The sequence below is a fragment of the Variovorax sp. Sphag1AA genome, assembly GCF_014192575.1.
Lineage (GTDB): Bacteria > Pseudomonadota > Gammaproteobacteria > Burkholderiales > Burkholderiaceae_C > Variovorax.
This window is the reverse complement of the sequence record NZ_JACHYC010000010.1, coordinates 43,012-61,013: the sequence shown is the minus strand read 5'-3', so window position 1 is coordinate 61,013 and position 18,002 is coordinate 43,012. Positions and strand designations below refer to the sequence as shown.

Annotated in this window: 14 protein-coding genes; 7 read left to right on the top strand and 7 right to left on the bottom strand. The window is 67.1% G+C overall.

Annotated features, from left to right (window positions below):
• Positions 1–28: 28 nt before the first annotated feature.
• Positions 29–1,510 (bottom strand): alpha-amylase family glycosyl hydrolase, encoded by a 1,482-nt coding sequence (locus FHW64_RS31105; protein ID WP_184532738.1) that lies wholly within the window; start codon positions 1,508–1,510, stop codon positions 29–31.
• 4 nt (positions 1,511–1,514) lie between these two features.
• Positions 1,515–4,286: an MGH1-like glycoside hydrolase domain-containing protein gene (locus FHW64_RS31100; RefSeq protein WP_184532735.1), complete on the bottom strand. Its 2,772-nt coding sequence runs from the start codon at positions 4,284–4,286 to the stop codon at positions 1,515–1,517.
• Positions 4,287–4,478: 192 nt separating this feature from the next.
• On the opposite strand from FHW64_RS31100, the gene FHW64_RS31095 reads away from it, so the two are divergent.
• The 7 genes from FHW64_RS31095 to FHW64_RS31065 all read left to right on the top strand — a co-directional run bounded on the left by FHW64_RS31095 (position 4,479) and on the right by FHW64_RS31065 (position 10,057).
• Entirely contained in the window at positions 4,479–5,084 is a 606-nt protein-coding gene (locus FHW64_RS31095; RefSeq protein ID WP_260306507.1) for an RNA polymerase sigma factor, read from the top strand.
• Entirely contained in the window at positions 5,081–5,749 is a 669-nt protein-coding gene (locus FHW64_RS31090; protein ID WP_184532733.1) for a zf-HC2 domain-containing protein, read from the top strand. Before FHW64_RS31095 ends, FHW64_RS31090 begins: the two co-directional genes overlap by 4 nt.
• A complete protein-coding gene (locus tag FHW64_RS31085) occupies positions 5,746–7,014 on the top strand; it encodes a S8 family serine peptidase (RefSeq protein WP_184532730.1) in 1,269 nt (422 codons plus the stop codon). Before FHW64_RS31090 ends, FHW64_RS31085 begins: the two co-directional genes overlap by 4 nt.
• 1 nt (position 7,015) lies before the next feature.
• Positions 7,016–7,708 carry a TorF family putative porin gene (locus tag FHW64_RS31080; protein ID WP_184532728.1) on the top strand — a complete coding sequence of 231 codons (693 nt, stop codon included), beginning with the start codon at positions 7,016–7,018 and terminating at the stop codon, positions 7,706–7,708.
• 67 nt (positions 7,709–7,775) lie between these two features.
• Complete coding sequence (locus FHW64_RS31075) at positions 7,776–8,927, top strand: TIGR03118 family protein (protein WP_184532726.1); 1,152 nt, start codon at positions 7,776–7,778, stop codon at positions 8,925–8,927.
• 33 nt (positions 8,928–8,960) lie between these two features.
• Positions 8,961–9,491, top strand: a complete 531-nt coding sequence (locus tag FHW64_RS31070; RefSeq protein WP_184532724.1) for a tetratricopeptide repeat protein — start codon at positions 8,961–8,963, stop codon at positions 9,489–9,491.
• Positions 9,492–9,523: 32 nt separating this feature from the next.
• The gene (locus FHW64_RS31065) at positions 9,524–10,057 is read left to right on the top strand and encodes an SRPBCC family protein (protein WP_184532721.1); all 534 of its coding nucleotides are present in this window, start codon (positions 9,524–9,526) and stop codon (positions 10,055–10,057) included.
• A gap of 6 nt (positions 10,058–10,063) precedes the next feature.
• Here FHW64_RS31065 and FHW64_RS31060 read toward each other — a convergent pair whose 3' ends face one another.
• From FHW64_RS31060 to FHW64_RS31040, 5 genes are read right to left on the bottom strand one after another with little or no spacing between them, the layout of a single operon-like run.
• Positions 10,064–11,434 carry a heavy metal sensor histidine kinase gene (locus FHW64_RS31060; RefSeq protein WP_184532719.1) on the bottom strand — a complete coding sequence of 457 codons (1,371 nt, stop codon included), beginning with the start codon at positions 11,432–11,434 and terminating at the stop codon, positions 10,064–10,066.
• The gene (locus FHW64_RS31055; RefSeq protein ID WP_184532717.1) at positions 11,431–12,117 is read right to left on the bottom strand and encodes a heavy metal response regulator transcription factor; all 687 of its coding nucleotides are present in this window, start codon (positions 12,115–12,117) and stop codon (positions 11,431–11,433) included. Before FHW64_RS31055 ends, FHW64_RS31060 begins: the two co-directional genes overlap by 4 nt.
• Positions 12,114–15,296, bottom strand: coding sequence for an efflux RND transporter permease subunit (locus FHW64_RS31050; RefSeq protein ID WP_184532715.1), 3,183 nt, complete (start codon positions 15,294–15,296; stop codon positions 12,114–12,116). Before FHW64_RS31050 ends, FHW64_RS31055 begins: the two co-directional genes overlap by 4 nt.
• Entirely contained in the window at positions 15,293–16,507 is a 1,215-nt protein-coding gene (locus tag FHW64_RS31045) for an efflux RND transporter periplasmic adaptor subunit (protein WP_184532713.1), read from the bottom strand. Before FHW64_RS31045 ends, FHW64_RS31050 begins: the two co-directional genes overlap by 4 nt.
• A gap of 5 nt (positions 16,508–16,512) precedes the next feature.
• Complete coding sequence (locus tag FHW64_RS31040) at positions 16,513–17,976, bottom strand: efflux transporter outer membrane subunit (protein ID WP_184532711.1); 1,464 nt, start codon at positions 17,974–17,976, stop codon at positions 16,513–16,515.
• Positions 17,977–18,002: the final 26 nt, after the last annotated feature.

Genomic DNA, 18,002 nt, shown 5'->3' with positions numbered 1-18,002 from the left:
CAGCAGATGCTCTCCTGAGTGCCGGCGGTCACGCCAGCCATTGCACGTCGAACACGTGATGGCCCCAGGGCGGCATGTCGAGGAACAAGCCACGTGCAAGCAGGTCGTCTCCCGGCCGATCGAAGACCGCCGGGCCCATGAGGTCCTGCAACCTCAGCGTGCGCCCGGCCATCTCCGGGAAGGGAAGTCGCACGAAGCACTGTGATTGCTGCGGCGAATAGTTCACCGCCACGAACAACCACTCGCGCGCCGGCGATTCCCATCGACAGGCGATGAAGTTGTCTGAAGTCGCGTTCCCGCCCCACGTCGGCATGCATTCCAGCAGCGACCAACGGCCATCACGAACCACCGGCCGACGCAACACCGCGATCAGGTGGTCGTAGAACTGCGCCAAGACGCTGTCCACCGGCTCCTCCGGCGCACGAACCAGATGCGGCGAGATGCGCACGCGCCGCCCCTCGAACTGGCCTTGATGAAAGAACCTCAGCCCCGGCGAGAGGAAGGTCACCACGGCAGCAGCAGGATGGACCTCGGGCGCGAAGGCCGATGCGGCACGCGGCTCGTCGTGGTTCTCCAGGAAGCGCGCCAGCCTGTCCTGGTAGTTCATGTCGGCGCACAGGTGCTCCCGCGCGGGTCGCGCGCGCAGTTCGTGCAGGCGGTCATACAGGCGCTTGTCGTAGGCGTAGTCGAATCCTTCCTGCTGCAGCGTCCATTCCATGTCCCAGTAAGCCTCCGCCATGAACAGGAACGAGGGATGCAGGCCGCGCACTGCACCGATGGCCTTGTGCCAGAAAGGCTCTGCCTTGAGCCCCCAGGTGCGCTCGAAGACTTCCGGCAGGACAAGCATCGCCATGTCGCAGCGCACGCCATCGCATTGGCCAGCGATCCGTTGCAGCTCGCCGACCATCGCGTCTTGCAGCCTGGGGTTGCCATAGTCGAGTTGCAGCGTGTCGGGCCAGCCGTCGAAGTACGGGTCGCGGCCATAGGCGAGCACCGAGGGTCCGCTGCTGGTGGTGACGCGACAGTAGTTCTGGGGTGCACGCGCCAGATCGGCTTCGGTGCCATGGACGAAGTAGTCCGGGTGGTCCTCCACCCACGGATGGTCGGGTGCCATGTGGTTCGGCACGAAGTCGAGCATCAGGCGCAAGCCCCGCTCGCTCATGCGCGCACGCAACCGCGCGAGGGCGTCATCGCCACCGAGGGCCCGATGCACCGTGTAGCCCGCTATCGCAAAGCCCGAGCCCGCAATGTCCTCTTCGCGCAGATCGGGCAAGGTCTGCTCGAACTCGCGCCTCCACTGCGGATTGCTACGCGAAACGCGTTGCGCGGCGGCGCCGGTCTGCCACACGCTCAGCAGCCATAGCCAATCGAATCCCAGCTTTGCGAGTCGATCGAGTTCGGCGTCCGTGATGTCGTCGAGCGTCGCAGCACGGCCCAGCGAGCGCGACAGGTCGGTCAGCGCGACCCGCGTGTTGATCTGGTACAGCGCGGGATAGCGAGGCGTATCCACGACATCACCGCGCTGCGAGTTCGGCACTCAGGTCGCCCTGCAGTGCCCGGGCCGCCGCGGCCTCGGCGCCCGGCATGAGCAGCAGCTCCTTCGTCAGTAGCGCATTCGTCTGGATGACGCGCGCCACGCAGCCGGTCCAGCCAGTCTGGTGGCTGGCGCCGATCCCCGCCCCGGTGTCGCCGTGGAAGTATTCGTAGAACAGCACCAGATCGCGCCAGTGCGGATCGTCGCGGAATTTCTGCGCAGCACCGTGCGCCGGTCGCTGGCCCTTGCCGTCACGAAGGAAGAGCCGGCTGAGGCGCTCACCCAACTCCTCCGCCACCTGCAGCAGGGTCATCATCTGCCCCGATCCCGTCGGGCATTCGACCTTGAAGTCCTCGCCGAAGTACGCGTAGAGCCGCACCAGCGATGTGTAGAGCAGGAAATTGATCGGCATCCAGACGGGACCCCGCCAGTTGGAATTGCCGCCGAACATTCCCGAGTCGGAGTCGCCCGGTACGTAGGCCACCGTGTACGACTGTCCCCCGTGCTCGAAGACATAGGGGTGATCGCGATGGACACGCGAGAGCGCACGAATGCCGTGTGGGCTGAAGAACTCGTTCTCGTCCAGCATGCGCGCGAGGATGCGCCGCAGCTTCTTCTGGTTGACGATGGACAGCATCCGGCGATGGGCCACGCCAGGCTCCTGCGGCAGATGCACGTTCGCCGCGAGTTCGGGATGCCGCATCAGGAACACGCGCGCGCGTTCCCGAAACCTCGGCAGCCGCTCGATGATGTTTTCCTCGAACACGGCAACGGCAGCCAGCGGCAGGAGCCCGACGATCGAGCGAACCTTCAGGCGTATGGCGTTGCCGTCCGGCAGGCGCAGCACGTCGTAGAAGAAGCCGTCCTCCTCGTCCCACATCTCATCCTGGCGCTCGCCGACGCGATCCATCGCGCCGGCAATGAACAGCGTGTGCTGGAAGAACTTCTCGACGAATTCCTCGTACAGCGGTTCGCTCAGCGCGAGCTCGACCGAGATGCGAAGCATCTGCTGGCTGAAGAACACCATCCATGCCGTGCCGTCGGCCTGATCAAGATAGCCGCCCGTGGGCAACGGCGCGGAGCGGTCGAACACGCCGATGTTGTCGAGGCCGAGAAAGCCGCCCTCGAACACATTGGCACCGGTGCGGTCCTTCCTGTTGACCCACCAGGTGAAGTTCACCAGCAACTTGGAGAAGGCGTACTTGAGGAATTCGATGTCGCCGCTGCCGCCGCGACGCTCCTTGTCGATCAGGTAGAGCTGCATCGTGGCCCACGCGTGCACCGGCGGATTGACGTCGCCGAAGTTCCACTCGTAGGCCGGCAGCTGGCCATTCGGATGCAGGTAGTCGTTGCGCAGCATCAGGTCGAGCTGCTGCTTGGCGAAGTCGGGGTCGACCATCCCCAGCGGGATCATGTGGAACGCGAGGTCCCATGCGGCGTACCAGGGGTACTCCCATTTGTCCGGCATCGAGATGATGTCGTCGTTGAACATGTGGCCCCACTCGTCGTTCCGCACCTGGCGGCGCTCTGACGGTGCCAGCTGGAGGCCCGCGCCGTGCTCCCCGAGCCAGAGTTCGAGGTCGTAGTAGAAGTACTGCTTGGTCCAGAGCATGCCGGCCAGGGCCTGGCGCATGACGTTCGCGCGGTCCGCGTCGTTCCGCACTGCAGGCGGCACCAGCGCGGCGTAGAACGCATCGGCTTCCTTCAGGCGCGCTGCAAAGACGGCATCGAAGTCGTCGAACGGCGCCTGCAAGGTCTCGGGCGCCCGGGTGGTCAGGCGCAGTCGCACGACCTGCGACTGCCCCGGGCCGACGTCCGATTGGCAGTGGCACGCCACCTTGGTGCCCTTCCCTTCGGGATTGATCGCGGCCCCATCGCCATGAATGATGAAGTTGTGGAACGCGTCCTTCACGTAGGCAGAGGCATTGGTGCCACCGAACAGCCGCGCGTTGTTGGTTTCGTTCTCGGTGAAAAGAAGCGGCGCGTCGCCATCGCAGTAAAGGTAGTACGTGTCCAGCGATTCGAGGAACAGCGGATCGGTGTGGCGGGCACGGACGGCGGCCATTCCGGTGGATGTCAGGCGCTCGATGACCGGCTTCGAGCCACCACCGGACTGCGTCCATGTGTTGCGGAACCACAGTGTCGGCAGCAAGTGCAGCGGCGCCGCGTCGGGACCGCGATTGAAGGCGGTGATGCGCACCAGCGTGTCCTCGGGCGAGGCCTTCGCATATTCGACGAAGACGTCGAAATAGCGGTTGTCGTCGAACACGCCGGTGTCCAGCAGCTCGTACTCGGGATCGTGCTTGCCGCGGCTGCGATTGGTGGTGACGAGATCGTTGTACGGGTAGGCCGCCTGCGGGTACTTGTACAGGTACTTCATGTACGAGTGCGTCGGCGTCGAGTCGAGATAGAAGTAGCACTCCTTCACATCCTCGCCATGATTGCCTTCGCTGTTCGCAAGGCCGAAGGCGCGCTCTTTCAGGATCGGATCGCGCCCATTCCACAGCGCGAGCGCAAAGCAAAGAATCTGATGATCGTCGCTGATGCCTCCCAGGCCGTCTTCGCCCCAGCGATAGGCGCGCGAGCGGGCCTGGTCGTGGGTGAAGTAGTTCCACGCGTCGCCGTTGTCGCTGTAGTCCTCGCGAACCGTGCCCCATTGCCGCTCGCTGAGATACGGCCCCCACTTCTTCCAGGCCGCGCTGTGCGAATGCGCGTCGTCGAGCCTGCGCTTTTCTGCCGTTTCAGTGCTCATGGAGGTGCTCCTGAAGAGGCACGATTGGGCCTCAATTGGGCATGGTTGATCAAGACTGAACCGTTTCGCCGTTTGCGGGAATGAACCGTCTCCACGAGGCTGCGAATGACCCCAGGAACATCTTCGAAGACACCGGTGGCGATGAGGTACGAGGAGTACAGTCCGCTGCACGCTCCCTCTCAAGAGCCTTCCATGCCCAGCATGCCCCTCGATGCCGCTCGGCCGCAGGACGAGGGAACGGCCTTGGCCGACCGCGTCGACGCGGGACTGGTCCGCCGGACCGCCGACGGCGAACTGCAGGCCTTCGAGCAGCTCTACCGCGCCTACCACCCGCGACTCACGCGCTTTCTGGATCGCCTGACGCGCCGGCCCGGACTCGTCGGCGAACTGCTCAACGACACGATGCTGGTCGTCTGGAACCGGGCCGCAAGCTACAACGGCCAAAGCAAGGTGTCGACGTGGATATTCGCGATCGCCTACCGCAAGGCCATGAAGGCGCTGAGTCGCCTGGACGAGCCGCTGCCGGACGAGCCCGACGACGATCAGCCCGCGCCGCCGGAGGCCAGCCCCGAGTACCACGCCGCGCAGTCGCAGATTCGCGAGGTGCTGGCGCAAGCGCTGGACCGTCTCTCCTTCGAGCAACGCGCGATCGTCCATCTGACGTACTTCCATGGCATCGGCTGCCGCGAAGTCAGCGAGATCGTGGGCTGCCCCGTCGACACGGTGAAGACGCGCATGTTCCACGCCCGGCGCAAGCTGAAGCAACTCCTGGCCGGACGTCTGGAGGACTGGCTATGAGCGGGCGCGTCGTTCAACTCGGCGCCGACCTGCATCAGAAGGTGCAGGCCCTGCTGCCCTGGTACGTCGGCGAGGGCCTCGACGCAGAGGAACGCGCCAGCGTCGAAGCGCACATCGCAGAGTGCCCGCGTTGCCAGGCCGAGCTGGCCTGGGAACGGGAAGTCCATGCCCTGTACGCGCAGTCGACGCCCGCTGCCAGCGGCGACGCTGACCAGGGATTCGCGGCGTTGCGCGAGCGCATCGCCGCCGATGCGTCCCCGCCACAGGGCGTCGGCCTCCTCGCGCGGCTGAAGGCCCGCTGGCAAGAAACCCCGGTCTGGACGCGCTGGACATTGGCTGGCCAGTGCCTTGCCGTCGCGGTGTTGAGCAGCGTGGTCCTTATCGCGCTGGCGCCCGACCCGGGCTTTCGGGCGCTCGGATCTGCCACCGGCGCGGGCGCCGCTGGCGGGGGCAATCTGATCGTGCGGTTCCGGCCCGAGGCCACCGAGCAGGAAATGCGGCGCGTGCTGCGCAACAGCGAAGCCCGGCTCGTCTACGGACCGACCGCCACCGATGCCTATCTGCTGGCGGTGCCGGCCGGCCTCGAATCCGAGGCGGTCAAACGGCTGCGCAGCGAACGCGCCGTGCTGCTCGTCGAATCGCTGAACGGCCGGGCGGCGCCATGAAGCGGCTCCTGCTTCTGAGCGCATGGGCCGTCGCCCTTGCCGGCTCGCAGGCGCCGGCTCTGGCTGCACCGGACGAACAGACCGCAACAGTGGCCGCCGCGGCGGTATCGACGCCCGCGCCCAATCAACAGGTGTTGCTGTTGCTGCGCCTGCCGCCAGAGCACTACCGACCCGAGAACGCCTATTCGGGCGGCTACGGCGACGGCCCTGCGCATGGCGCACGTCGCCGCATGGCTGCCGCGCTGGCTCGCGATCACGGTCTCACCCTCGTCACCGACTGGGCCCTCCCCCTGCTGGGCGTGGATTGCTTCGTGATGATCGTGCCGGACGATCAATCGCCCGAGAACGTGGCCCGGGCCCTGTCGCAGGACCCGCGCGTCGCTTGGGCGCAGCCGATGAACGTGTTCCGCGCCCAGGGCCACGACGATCCCCTGTATCCGTTGCAGCCGGTGGCGCAGGCCTGGCACCTGCTCGACCTGCATGAGATGTCGACCGGGCGCGACGTGCGCGTCGCGGTCGTCGACAGCGGCGTCGATGCGCAGCACCCGGACCTCGCCGGTCAGGTCGCGCTGAAGGAGAACTTCGTCGACAACCACCGCGACGTCCCGGAAGACCACGGCACCGCCGTCGCGGGCATCATCGCCGCGCGCGCCGACAACGGCCTCGGCATCGTCGGGGTGGCGCCGAACGCCCGGCTGCTTGCGCTGCGCGCCTGCTGGCAGGAGAGCGCGCAGGCCACCCTGTGCACGAGCCTGAGCCTCGCCATGGCGCTGCACTTCGCGATCGCGCATGACGCCGCCATCATCAACCTGAGCCTGAGCGGGCCGCCCGACCGGCTGCTGGATAGGCTGCTCGACGTGGCACTGTCCCGCAACATCAGCGTCATCGCGGCCGTCGACCGAAAACTGCCCGACGGCGGATTTCCTGCGTCGCATGCCGGCGTCGTGGCCGTCGCCGACGACACCGGCGTGCCGGCCTTGCACGGTGCCTTGGTCGCGCCGGGCCGCGATGTGCCGACCACCCTGCCCGGCAGCCGATGGAACCTCGTCTCCGGCTCCTCCTATGCTGCGGCCCATGTGGCAGGTCTGTTCGCGTTGATGCGCGAAAGGTCGCCGGCCAACACGACCGCGCCTTCCGTTGCCAGCGTCGTCTCTTTTCCCGGTGGAGGAATCGACGCCTGTGCCACACTGGCACACGTCGCAGGCGATGACGCCTGCGTGCGAACCGTGACACGCTCGATGGCACCCTCCAACGTCCGTCAGTGACATGCCGACCGCCGGTTCGCGTGCGGCGCTTTGTCCCTCGTTGTTCTTCGTCTGCGGCATGGCGTGCGCGCAAGTCGGCGGGAACATCGCTTTCCTCTCGGACTACCGCTACCGCGGCATCTCGCTCAGCCAGGAAAAGCCGACGCTCCGGCTGGGTGCCGCCTACGACGATCCGAGTGGCTGGTTCGGCGGTGCATCGCTCACCGAGGTCATGCTCTACCGGCCCCGCTGGCAGGTGCAGGTGCTCGGCTACGCGGGCTACGCGGGCCGGCTCTCGGAACGCATCGGCTGGGAAGCGGGCGCCACGTTGGTTCACTTCGGCACGGACTCTTACTACGACTACCAGGAAGCGTTCGCCGCCCTGAGCGGCGAACACTGGAACACGCGGCTGCACTACTCGCCGGACTACTTCGGGAGCGGCATGCGCACCGCCTACGGCGAATTCAACGTCGGTCTGCCCATCTCGCCCATCGTGCGTGTGACTGCCCATGCCGGGGCGCTGATGCGGGTCGGCGGGACATCCACGGAAGGCAGCCGCGTGAGCCTCGACGGAAGCCTGGGAATCGCGGTTGCGCGCGATGCGTGGGAAGTGCAGCTCGCCTGGGTCGCGGGCGGCCGCAGCGCCGTCTATCCGACGGCCTATGGGCGCGCATCGCAAGGCGCGCTGCTGCTGAGCGCGTCGCTGTCGTTCTGACGCGCGAGCGCGTGAACCTTTGGGGCCCGGCTCGGAATACACCGAGCCCCGACCCGAAGGAGTTGCAATGAGAGCCAATCGCCTGAAGCTGTACGGGCTCGCGTGTGCGGGCACACTTTTCCTCGCTGCCTGCGGCGGCGGGGGCGGATACGGCGGGCGCAGTTCGGTCATGCCGGGCTTCGCCGCCCCGCCCGCCATGGGCAACGCCACAGGCATGAGCTTTGTCGCGACCAACCTGGTGTCCGACCTCCCTGTTGCAAGCAACCCCTACGGCAGCACCAGGAGCGACGCTCACCTCATCAATGCATGGGGCGTGGCTTTCAATCCGCAGGGGTTCGCCTGGGTCACGAACAACGGCACGTCGACCTCGACGCTCTACGACGGCAACGGCGTTCCGCAATCACTGGTCGTCGCGATCCCGCCGGGTGGCGCCGGCAGCGCGATGCCGACCGGCATCGTCTTCAACGGCCATCCGGACTTCAAGATCACGCAGGGCGGAGTTTCGGGTGCGAGCGCCTTCATCTTCGTCGGTCAACGCGGCACCCTGTCGGGCTGGTCTCCCGGTGTCAACGCGACCAATGCCGTCACCGTCTTCGACGGCGGCAGCGCGGGCACGGTCTACACCGGCCTTGCGATTGCAAGCCAGGGCGCGTCTGACTTCCTGTATGCGGCCGACTTCCGCCATGCGAGCGTCGACATGTTCGACTCGACCTTCCAGCCAGCGACCGTCGCCGGCAGCTTCCTCGATCCGGCCATTCCCACCGGCTACGCGCCGTTCGGCATCCAGGCGATCGGCGATCTGATCTACGTCAGCTATGCCAAGCGGGATGCGCAGGCCTCGGGCCCGCTCCCGGGCGCGGGCCTCGGCGCGGTCGACGCCTTCGACACGTCGGGCCACCTCGTGCGCAGGATCGTTCCGCCGGGCGGGGCGGTCAATGCGCCCCTGGGCATGGCAATGGCGCCGGCCGGCTTCGGCCCGTTCGGCGGTGCATTGCTCGTCGCCAACAGCGGCGACGGCACCATCGGCGCGTTCAACGCCGCCACCGGTGCATTCATGGGAACGCTGTCCACGTCGACTGGGAGTCCGATCGCGATCGATGGGCTGCACGGAATCGCCTTCGGGAACGGTCTCGACAACCAGCCCACGAGAACCCTCTTCTTCGCCGCAGGGCCCGGCGGAGGAACCCACGGGGTCTATGGCCGCATCGACGTCCGTTGATTTCGCTGCTACTGTCATCGAGGAGCACTCACCATGAAACATGCAATCGTGATGTTCATTTCCGGCGTGTCGCTTGCCTTCAGCCTGTCCGCACTGGCGGCTGGAGGCGGAGGAGGTGGTGGAGGCGGCGGTGGCGGTGGGGGCGGCGGCGGTGGAGGAGGCGGACCGGGCGACCTCATGGCGAATCCGGACCCCGACTTCAGGGCCGGCATGGACGCAGTCCGCAAGGGCGACTGGAAGCAGGTCGAAGCCCGCATGACCGTCTACGTCGCGCGCAGCCCCGGCGACGCCGACGCGTGGAACGAACTCGGCCACGCGCACCGAAAGCTGGGCAACATGGATGCGGCGTTGAGCGACTACGACAAGGCGCTGAAGATCGACCCGAAGCACAAGGGCGCGCACGAGTACCTCGGAGAGGCCTATCTGCAGATGGGCGACCTGCCCCGTGCCGAGCGGGAGCTGAAGGTGCTCGATTCGCTTTGCTTCTTTCCGTGCGAAGAGTTCACCGACCTGAAGGGCGAGATCGCAAAGTACCGGAGCAAGCAGTCGAAAACCGGCTTGTAATACCAGCCATGCGATGGTGTGCCGCGACCCTCATGCTTGCCGGAGCGCTATGCGCTCCGGCAGCCGCGAGCGTGCCGCAGGTCGAGATCCAGACCAACGGCCAGGGCGACGACATCACCGTGACCGCATCCGCCGAGATGCTGGTGGACCCGCACACGGCCTGGGCCGTCATCACCGACTACAACCACCTCGCCGAGTTCATCCCCTACATGCTCAGCTCCCGCGTCGTGCAGCGCGATGCCGACCGGGTCGTCATCGAGCAGACGGGCGTGTTCAGCTTTCTTTTCTACCGGCAGCCGGTGCAGGCGCAACTGTCTGTCGTCGAGTCCCCTCCGCGCCGCGTCATCGCACGCGCCGTCGGCGGAAACCTCCGCGAGATGGAGGGTCACTACACCCTCGAGAAACTGCCCACCGGCACAGTGCGCCTGAGCTATTCGGCGCGGTTGGTGCCCGACTTCGCGGTGCCGCCCGTCATCGGCAAGGTGGTGGTGCGCACGGTCCTGGCAAATCAGTTCAGCGCCATGGTCAAGGAGATCGAGCGCCGCGACGCCGAGAAGGGACGCTGATCGCTTCTATTGCAGCGCGACGCTGAATCCGACGGTCGTGATGCCCTCGGCGGAGCGCGCGAACACCGTGCCGTTGTGCATCACCGCCACCGCCTTCACGATCGACAGCCCCAGCCCGTGGTTCTCGCCGCTGTTGCGGCGCGATGTGTCGATGCGATAGAACCGGTCGAAGAGCCGCGCGAGCTGGTCGGGCGCGATCGGCGCGCTCGGGTTCGAGAAGCTCACCTCGGCCGCATGGTCATGGCTTCCGATGCGCACCAGCACCTCCGCACCGGGCCGTGAGTGCTGGATCGCGTTCTGCAGCAGGTTGGTGAGCGCACGGCGGAACAGCGATGTCTCGATCGGCGCGACCGCATCGCCTTCCACCTGCACCGTCATGCCGGCCTCGTCGAGCAGCAGGTCGAGGAACTCGACGGTCTTGCCGACCTCCTGCGCAATCGACGACGCCACCAGGCCGCGCGCACGCACGCCCTGCTCCGCACGCGCGAGGAACAGCATGTCGGCGACGATGGCGCGCAGGCGCTCCACCTCTTCCAGGTTCGATTGCAGCACCTCGCGCAGCTCGGGCGCGTTGCGGTCGCGCGCGAGCGCGACCTGCGTCTGGCCGATCAGGTTCGCAAGCGGGGTGCGCAGCTCGTGCGCCACGTCGTCGCTGAAGGTCGCGAGCTGCGCGTAGGCCGCATCGAGCCGGTCGAGCGCGGCGTTGAACGAGACACCGAGTCGCGCCAGCTCGCGCGGCAGCGCGGGGAGTTGCAGGCGCAACGCCCGGTTGTCCGGGCCGATCCGCTGCGCCTCTTCCGAAAGCCGCTCCACCGGCGCGAGCCCGATGCGCGCGATCCAGTAGCCCAGCGCCGCCGCCAATCCCGTGCCGGCCAAGGTCAGCAGCAGCAGTGCGGTCTCGAAGGTGCGCAGCGTGTCGCGGAAGGGCTGCGCATCGACGCCGGCCATGAAACGCACCGCCGGACGCGTCTCGGTCGCGGGCATCGTCTGGCCGTGCACGCGCATGCGGCGCGTCTTCGTGGAATCCGGTATCCGCACGACGGCCGTGTCCTGGCCCTCGTCGAGCGCTGCCATGACATCTGCAGCGTCATCGCCGAAGCGATAGGCCGGGTCCTCGCTCCACATCCAGGTGCGGGTGCGCGGGTCGGCACTGCCGAGGGTGTCGAGCTTCTCGCGGATGCGTTCGCCGAGGTTCGTTGCCCGGCCGTGCTGGAGCATGTACGAGATGTCCTCCAGGCGCGCATCGATCTGCGCATGCTGGTGACGCAGCAACTCGCCCGCGAGCACGTGGTGCAGCGCGAAGCCGAGCAGCGCAAAGCCCGCGAGTGCCGCGGCGGCGAACATCAGCGCCAGTCGGGTGGCGATCGAGTTCTTCATTCCGGCTCCGTACCGCCGCGGTCCTCCAGGACGTAGCCCATGCCCCGGATGGTGTGCAGCAGGCTGTGGCCGAAGGGTGCATCGATCTTGGTGCGCAGGCGCTTGATGGCGACTTCGACCACATTGGTGTTGCTGTCGAAATTCATGTCCCAGACCAGCTCGGCGATCACGGTCTTGGACAGGATCTCGCCCTGCCGCCTGGCAAGCACCGCGAGCAGCGCGAACTCCTTGGCCGTCAGGTCGATGCGCTGGTCCTGCCGCCAGGCCTTGCGGCTGATGAGGTCCACGCGCAGGTCGCCCACGCGCAGCAGGGTCGATTCATGGGTGCGTCCGCGCCGCGTGAGCGCCTGCAGCCGCGCGAGCAGTTCGAGAAACGAGAAAGGCTTGACGAGGTAGTCGTCCGCCCCCGCCTGCAGGCCCCGCACCCGGTCGGCGACGCCGTCGCGCGCGGTGAGCATGATGACCGGCGTGTTCTTCACGCTGCGCAGCGACTTCAGGATCGAGAAGCCGTCCAGCCCCGGCAGCATCACGTCGAGCACGATCACGTCGAAGTCGTAGTGCAGCGCCATGTGCTGTCCGTCGATGCCGTCGAAGGCGAGATCGACAGTGCAGCCCTGCTCGGTCAACCCCTGTGAGAGGTAGTCGGCGGTCTTGCGTTCGTCTTCGACGATCAGCACTTTCATTCGGCGATGGCTCCCACGGGTGCGTCGGGTGCGTTGGGCGCATCAGGCAGCCGGCGCTGCCGGCGGGCTTCCTTGCGGCGCACGTACCAGTGGTGCGCACGGTCGAGGTAGAGGTAGATCACGGGCGTGGTGAACAGCGTCAGCATCTGCGAAAGGATGAGCCCGCCGACCATCGCGTAGCCCAGCGGCCGGCGCAGCTCCGAGCCCGAACCGTGCCCGAGCATCAGCGGCAGGCCGCTGAGCAGCGCACACATGGTGGTCATCATGATCGGCCTGAAGCGCAACACGCAGGCCTCGAAGATGGCGTCGCGCGGCGACATGCCCCTGTCGCGCTCGGCGTGCAGGGCAAAGTCGACCATCATGATTCCGTTCTTCTTCACGATGCCGATCAGCAGAATGATCCCGATCAGCGCAATCACGCTCAGATCGTACCCGCCGGCCATCAGGATCAGCAACGCACCCACGCCCGCCGACGGCAGTGTCGAGAGGATCGTCAGCGGATGGATGTAGCTCTCGTACAGCAGCCCGAGCACGATGTAGACCGACACGAGCGCGGCCAGGATCAGGTAAGGCTGCGTGCGCAGCGAGTCACCGAAGGCCTGCGCGGTGCCCTGGAAGGTGCCGCTCAGCGTGGCTGGCACGCCCATCTGCGCCTGCGCGGCATTGATGGCGTCCACCGCCTGCCCCAGCGACGTACCCGGCCGCAGGTTGAACGACAGCGTCACCGCCGGGAACTGGCCCTGGTGGCTGATCGCGAGATAGCCCGTGTGGCTGGTGTCCAGCTTGACGAAGGTCGACAGCGGCACCTGCTGGCCGTTGATCGGCGAGGTCAGGTAGAGGTGATCGAACAGCGTCGGATCGCGCTGGAGTTCGGGCGTGACCTCCAGCACCACGTTGTAGCTGTTGAGCTGCGTGAAGTACTGCGCCACCTGGCGCTGGCCGACCGCGTCGTAGATCGTGGCATCGACCATGGCCGGCGTGATGCCGTAGCTCGATGCGCGCTGGCGGTCGATGGTCACCATCGCGGTCGGCGCGGCGTTCTGCTGGTCGGAGGTCACATCGGTGAGCCCCGGCAGTTGCCGCAGTTTCGCGAGCAGCTTCGGCGCCCACTGGTTGAGCTCGTCGAGGTTCGAGTCGGTCAGCGTGTACTGGTACTGCGTGCGCGACAGTCGGCCGCCCACGTTGATGTCCTGCCCGGCCTGCATGTAGAGCGTGATGCCCTGCACCGGCGCCAGCTTGGGCCGCAGCCTCGCGATGATCTCGTCGGCACTGGCGGTGCGCCCTTCGTCCTTGGGCCTGAGGCCGATGAAGAAGTTGCCCGAGTTGAAGGTGCTCGCGCCGGCCTGCATGCCGAAGCTGGTGATGTCCGGATCGTCGCGAATGATGTCGGCGAGCTTGAGCATGCGGTCATGCATCGCCTGCGACGACGAATCCTGTGCGGAGTCGGCCGAGCCGAAGATGAAGCCGGTGTCCTGCTGCGGGAAGAAGCCCTTGGGGATCGCGATGAAGAGCACCACCGTTGCAGCCACCGTCGCGATGAAGCTCATCAGCGTGATGAACGGATGCCGCAGCACCACGGCAAGACCACGTTTGTAGCCGTTCAGCATCGCGTCGAAGCCGTCCTCGAACCACTGGTAGAGCCGGCCATGCTTCTCGTGCTCCGAGTGCGGCTTGAGGAAGCGCGCGCACAGCATCGGCGTGAGCGTGAGCGAGATCAGCACCGACACCACGATGGTCAGCGTCACCGTCACCGCGAACTCGCGGAAGAGACGCCCGACGATGCCGCCCATCAGCAGCAGCGGAATGAACACCGCGATGAGCGACACAGAGATCGACACGATGGTGAAGCCGATCTCGCCCGCGCCCTTGAGCGCAGCCTCCATCGGCGGCATGCCCGCTTCGACGTGGCGGTAGATGTTCTCCAGCATCACGATCGCGTCATCCACCACGAAGCCGACCGCGATGGTCAGCGCCATGAGCGAGAGGTTGTCGAGGCTGTAGCCCACCACGTACATCACCGCGGCCGTCCCCAGCAGCGCGAGCGGGACCGTCACGCTCGGAATGATGGTCACCGTCAGGTTGCGCAGGAAGACGAAGATCACCGCCACCACCAGCGCGATCGACAGCAGCAGCGTGAACTCCACGTCCTTCACCGATGCACGGATGGTCTGCGTGCGGTCGATCAGCGTGTTGACCGTCACGCTCGGCGGGATCGAAGCCTTGAGCTTCGGCAGCGCGGCCTGGATGCGGTCCACCGTCTCGATCACGTTCGCGCCGGGTTGCTTGGTGATCGCCAGCATGATCGCGCGGCCATCGCTGATGTTGCTGTCCTCGCTCGCGCCTTTGCCGGCATAGCCCCAGGCGGAGACCTTGGCGTTCTCGGGCCCATCGACCGCCACGCCCACATCGCGCACGCGGATCGGCGCGCCGTTGCGCCACGCCAGCACCATGTCATTCCAAGGCGCGGCCTTGAGCAGCTGGTCGTTGGTGTAGACGTTGAACGCCTGCCGGTCGCCGTCGATGGTGCCGGTGGGCTGGCTCACGGTGGTGTTGGCGATCACGCCGCGCACGTCTTCCAGGCTCAGGCCGACCGCCTTGAGCTTGGCGGGATCGATCTGGATGCGCACCGCCGGCTTCTGCACGCCGAAGATGTTGACCAGCCCCACGCCCTGAATGCGCGAGATCTGCTGCGCCAGCACGTTGTCGGCGTAGTCGTTGACCTGGATCAGCGGCAGCACCTTCGACTGCACCCCCAGGATCAGCACCGCCGAATCGGCCGGGTTGATCTTGCGGAAGCTCGGAGGGCTGGGCAGGTTCTGCGGCAACTGGCCGCCGGCGGCGTTGATGGCGCTCTGCACGTCGAGCGCGGCGGCGTCGATGTTGCGGTCGAGGTCGAACTGCAAGGTGATCTGCGAGAGCCCGAGCGAGCTGCTCGAGGTCATCTGCGACAGCCCCGGGATCAGCGAGAACTGCCGCTCCAGCGGCTGCGCAACGCTCGCCGCCATCGTCTCCGGACTCGCGCCCGGTAATCGGCCCGTGACCTGGATCGTCGGGAAGTCGACCTGCGGCAGCGGTGCCACCGGCAGCAGCGGCCATGCGACGAGGCCGATCAGCAGCAGCGCCGCGGCGAGCAGCGACGTGCCGATCGGGCGCTTGATGAAGGCAGCGGAGATGCTCAACGCCTTTCTCCTTCGGCCTTGTCGGCCTTTGCGACCTCGGCCGGGCCGTTGATGCTGCCGCCCTGCTGCCGCTCGGTGATGCGCGCGCCAGGCGTCAGGCGGTACTGTCCGTCGGTCACGACGCGATCGCCGGCGGAGAGGCCCTTGGCGATCACTGTCTTGCCGCCGATCGTGTCGGCCACTTCGATCGGCTGCACGCTGACCTTTTCATCCGCACCCACGACGTAGACGAAGAAGCCGTCCTGGCTGCGCTGCACCGCAGCCGAAGGCATGGTGAGCGCATCGGCGCGCTCGCCGAGCACCAGCCGCGCATCGACCGACTGGCCAGGCCACAGCTTGTGCTCTGAGTTCGTGAACTGCGCCTTCATTGCGATGGTGCCCGTCGTGGTGTCGATCTGGTTGTTCAGCAGCACCAGCTTGCCGGTCGCGAGCACCTCGTGCGTATCGCGATCGATGGCGTCGACACGCAACGGCTCGTGCTGCGTGTTGAGTGCCTTGTTCACGGCCTGGAAGCTGCTCTCGGGCAGGGTGAACTGCACAGCGATCGGGTCGATCTGGTTGATGACCAGCAGCCCGTTGGCGTCAGCCGCGTGCACGATGTTGCCCGGATCGACCAGCCGCGCGCCGACGCGCCCGCCGAGCGGCGCGGTGATCGTCGTGTAGCCGAGCTGCACCTGCGCGAGATGGATCTGCGCATCGTCGCTCTTCACCGCCGCCTGCAGCTGGTTGACCAGCGCGCGTTGCGTGTCCAGCGTCTGCTGCGTGGTCGCGTCTTCCTTGATCAGGTCGCCATAGCGTTGAAGGTCGGCGCGCGCATTGGCGAGCTGGGCTTCATCCTTGGACTTCTGCGCAAGGCTCTGTTCGAGCTGCGCCTGGTAGGTGCGCGGATCGATGCGCGCGAGCACCTGCCCGGCCTTCACGTCCTGCCCTTCCTTGAACTCCACGCTGTCGAGCTGGCCGTCGATGCGCGTGCGCACCGTAACCGACGCAACCGTCATCACGGTGCCGACGCCGGTGCGCGCGATCGGCACGGTTTCGCTAGCCACGCGTGCCGTGCTCGCAGGCACGGGCGGCGGGCCTGCAGTCGGCGCAGCGTGCGGCCGCCACATGCGCCAGGCGCCCGCGGCAATGATCAGCACGGCCACCAGGGCGATCGTGCCGGAGAGCCACCGGCGCCGGGGCGGCTGGGCTTGGGGTGTAGGGGTATCCATGTCGTTCATTCGTTGGTCGAGGCCGCCGGGCCGGCTGCGGCGGAGGTGGCCCTCGGACTCGCGCCCGAGCTGGCCTGGAGCTGGCTCGCGTCCCAGCCGCCGCCGACGGCCTTGGTGAGCGCCACGCTGGCGGCGTATTGACGGCCCTGCAACTGCAGTGCGGTTCGTTCGTTGTTCAATGCGAGCGCCTGCGCGGTGATGACTGCGAGGTACGGCGCGGTGCCGGCGCGGTACTGGCTCAGGGTGACGCGCTCGGCATTGCGCGCCGAGCGCACTGCGCCGTCCTGCACCCCACGCTCTTGCGCGAGCAGGCTGAGCGCAGCGAGGTTGTCTTCGACTTCCTGGAAACCGGACAGCACGGTCTTGCGGTACGTCGCTGCGGACGCATCGAAGACCGCACGCGCCTGCTCGACCTGCGAGGCACGCAGGCCGCCGTCGAAGATCGTGCCAGCGAGCGCGGCGCCGAGCGCCCAGACCCGGTCGGGTGTCGCGAACCAGGGCCCGAAGCCCGAACCGCTGAAGCCGCCCGCCGCCGAGAGCCCGAGCGTCGGATACCGCGCGGCCTGCGCAACACCAATGCTCGCGTTTGCCGAAGCGACGCGGCGTTCCGCGGCGGAAATATCGGGCCGGCGCTCCAGCAGCTCCGAAGGCACCACGGCAGGCACCTGCGGCAGCGTGAGCGCAAAGCTCTCCGGCGCGATCGAGAAGCCGGCCGGCGTCCGGCCCAGCAGCACCGCGATGGCGTGCTCCGCTTGCCGGCGCGCGAGTTCGATGTCGATGGCTTGCGCCTGCGTCGATTGCAGCGTGGTGTTCGCGAGCTCGACATCGGCGCGCGAGGCGACGCCGCCGCGGTACTGGCTCTGCGTGATCTGCAGCGACTTCTGATAGGCCTCGACCGTGCGCGCGTAGAGCTGCTGCTGGGTGTCGGCCACGCGCAGCAGGATGTAGTCGTTGACGACCTCGGCCTGGACCGCCAGGCGCGCGGCGGCGAGATCGGCCTCGCTGGCCTGTGCGCTGTCGCTCGCGCCTTCGATCCCGCGTCGCACGCGACCCCAGAGATCGGCCTCCCAGCCGGCCTGGAGCGACCATGCGTGCGAATTGCCGAGTTTCGGGCCGAGCACCGTCTGGCTCTGCCCCCGACCCACTGAGGCATCGGCCTCCAGTGTCGGGAAGAGCGCCGAGCGCGCGTTCTGCACAAGCGCCTGCGCTTCGCGGTATTGCGCCTCGGCCACGCGCACATCCTGGTTGGCGCGATTGGCCTCGTCGACCAGGTCGTTCAGGCGGGTGTCGCCGAATGCCGTCCACCAAGGCTGGCCGGCATCGACGCTGCCGGGCGCTGCGGGCTTCCAGTCATCGCCCTCCTTAAAGGCGGGCGCCGAAACACCCTCTGGCAGAGAGGGGCGCTGGTAATCGGGTCCGACAGCGCAAGCCGTCAGTGATGCGGCCAGGGCCAGACACAGTATTCGCATGCGGCCACTCTAGGTGGCCACCCGGA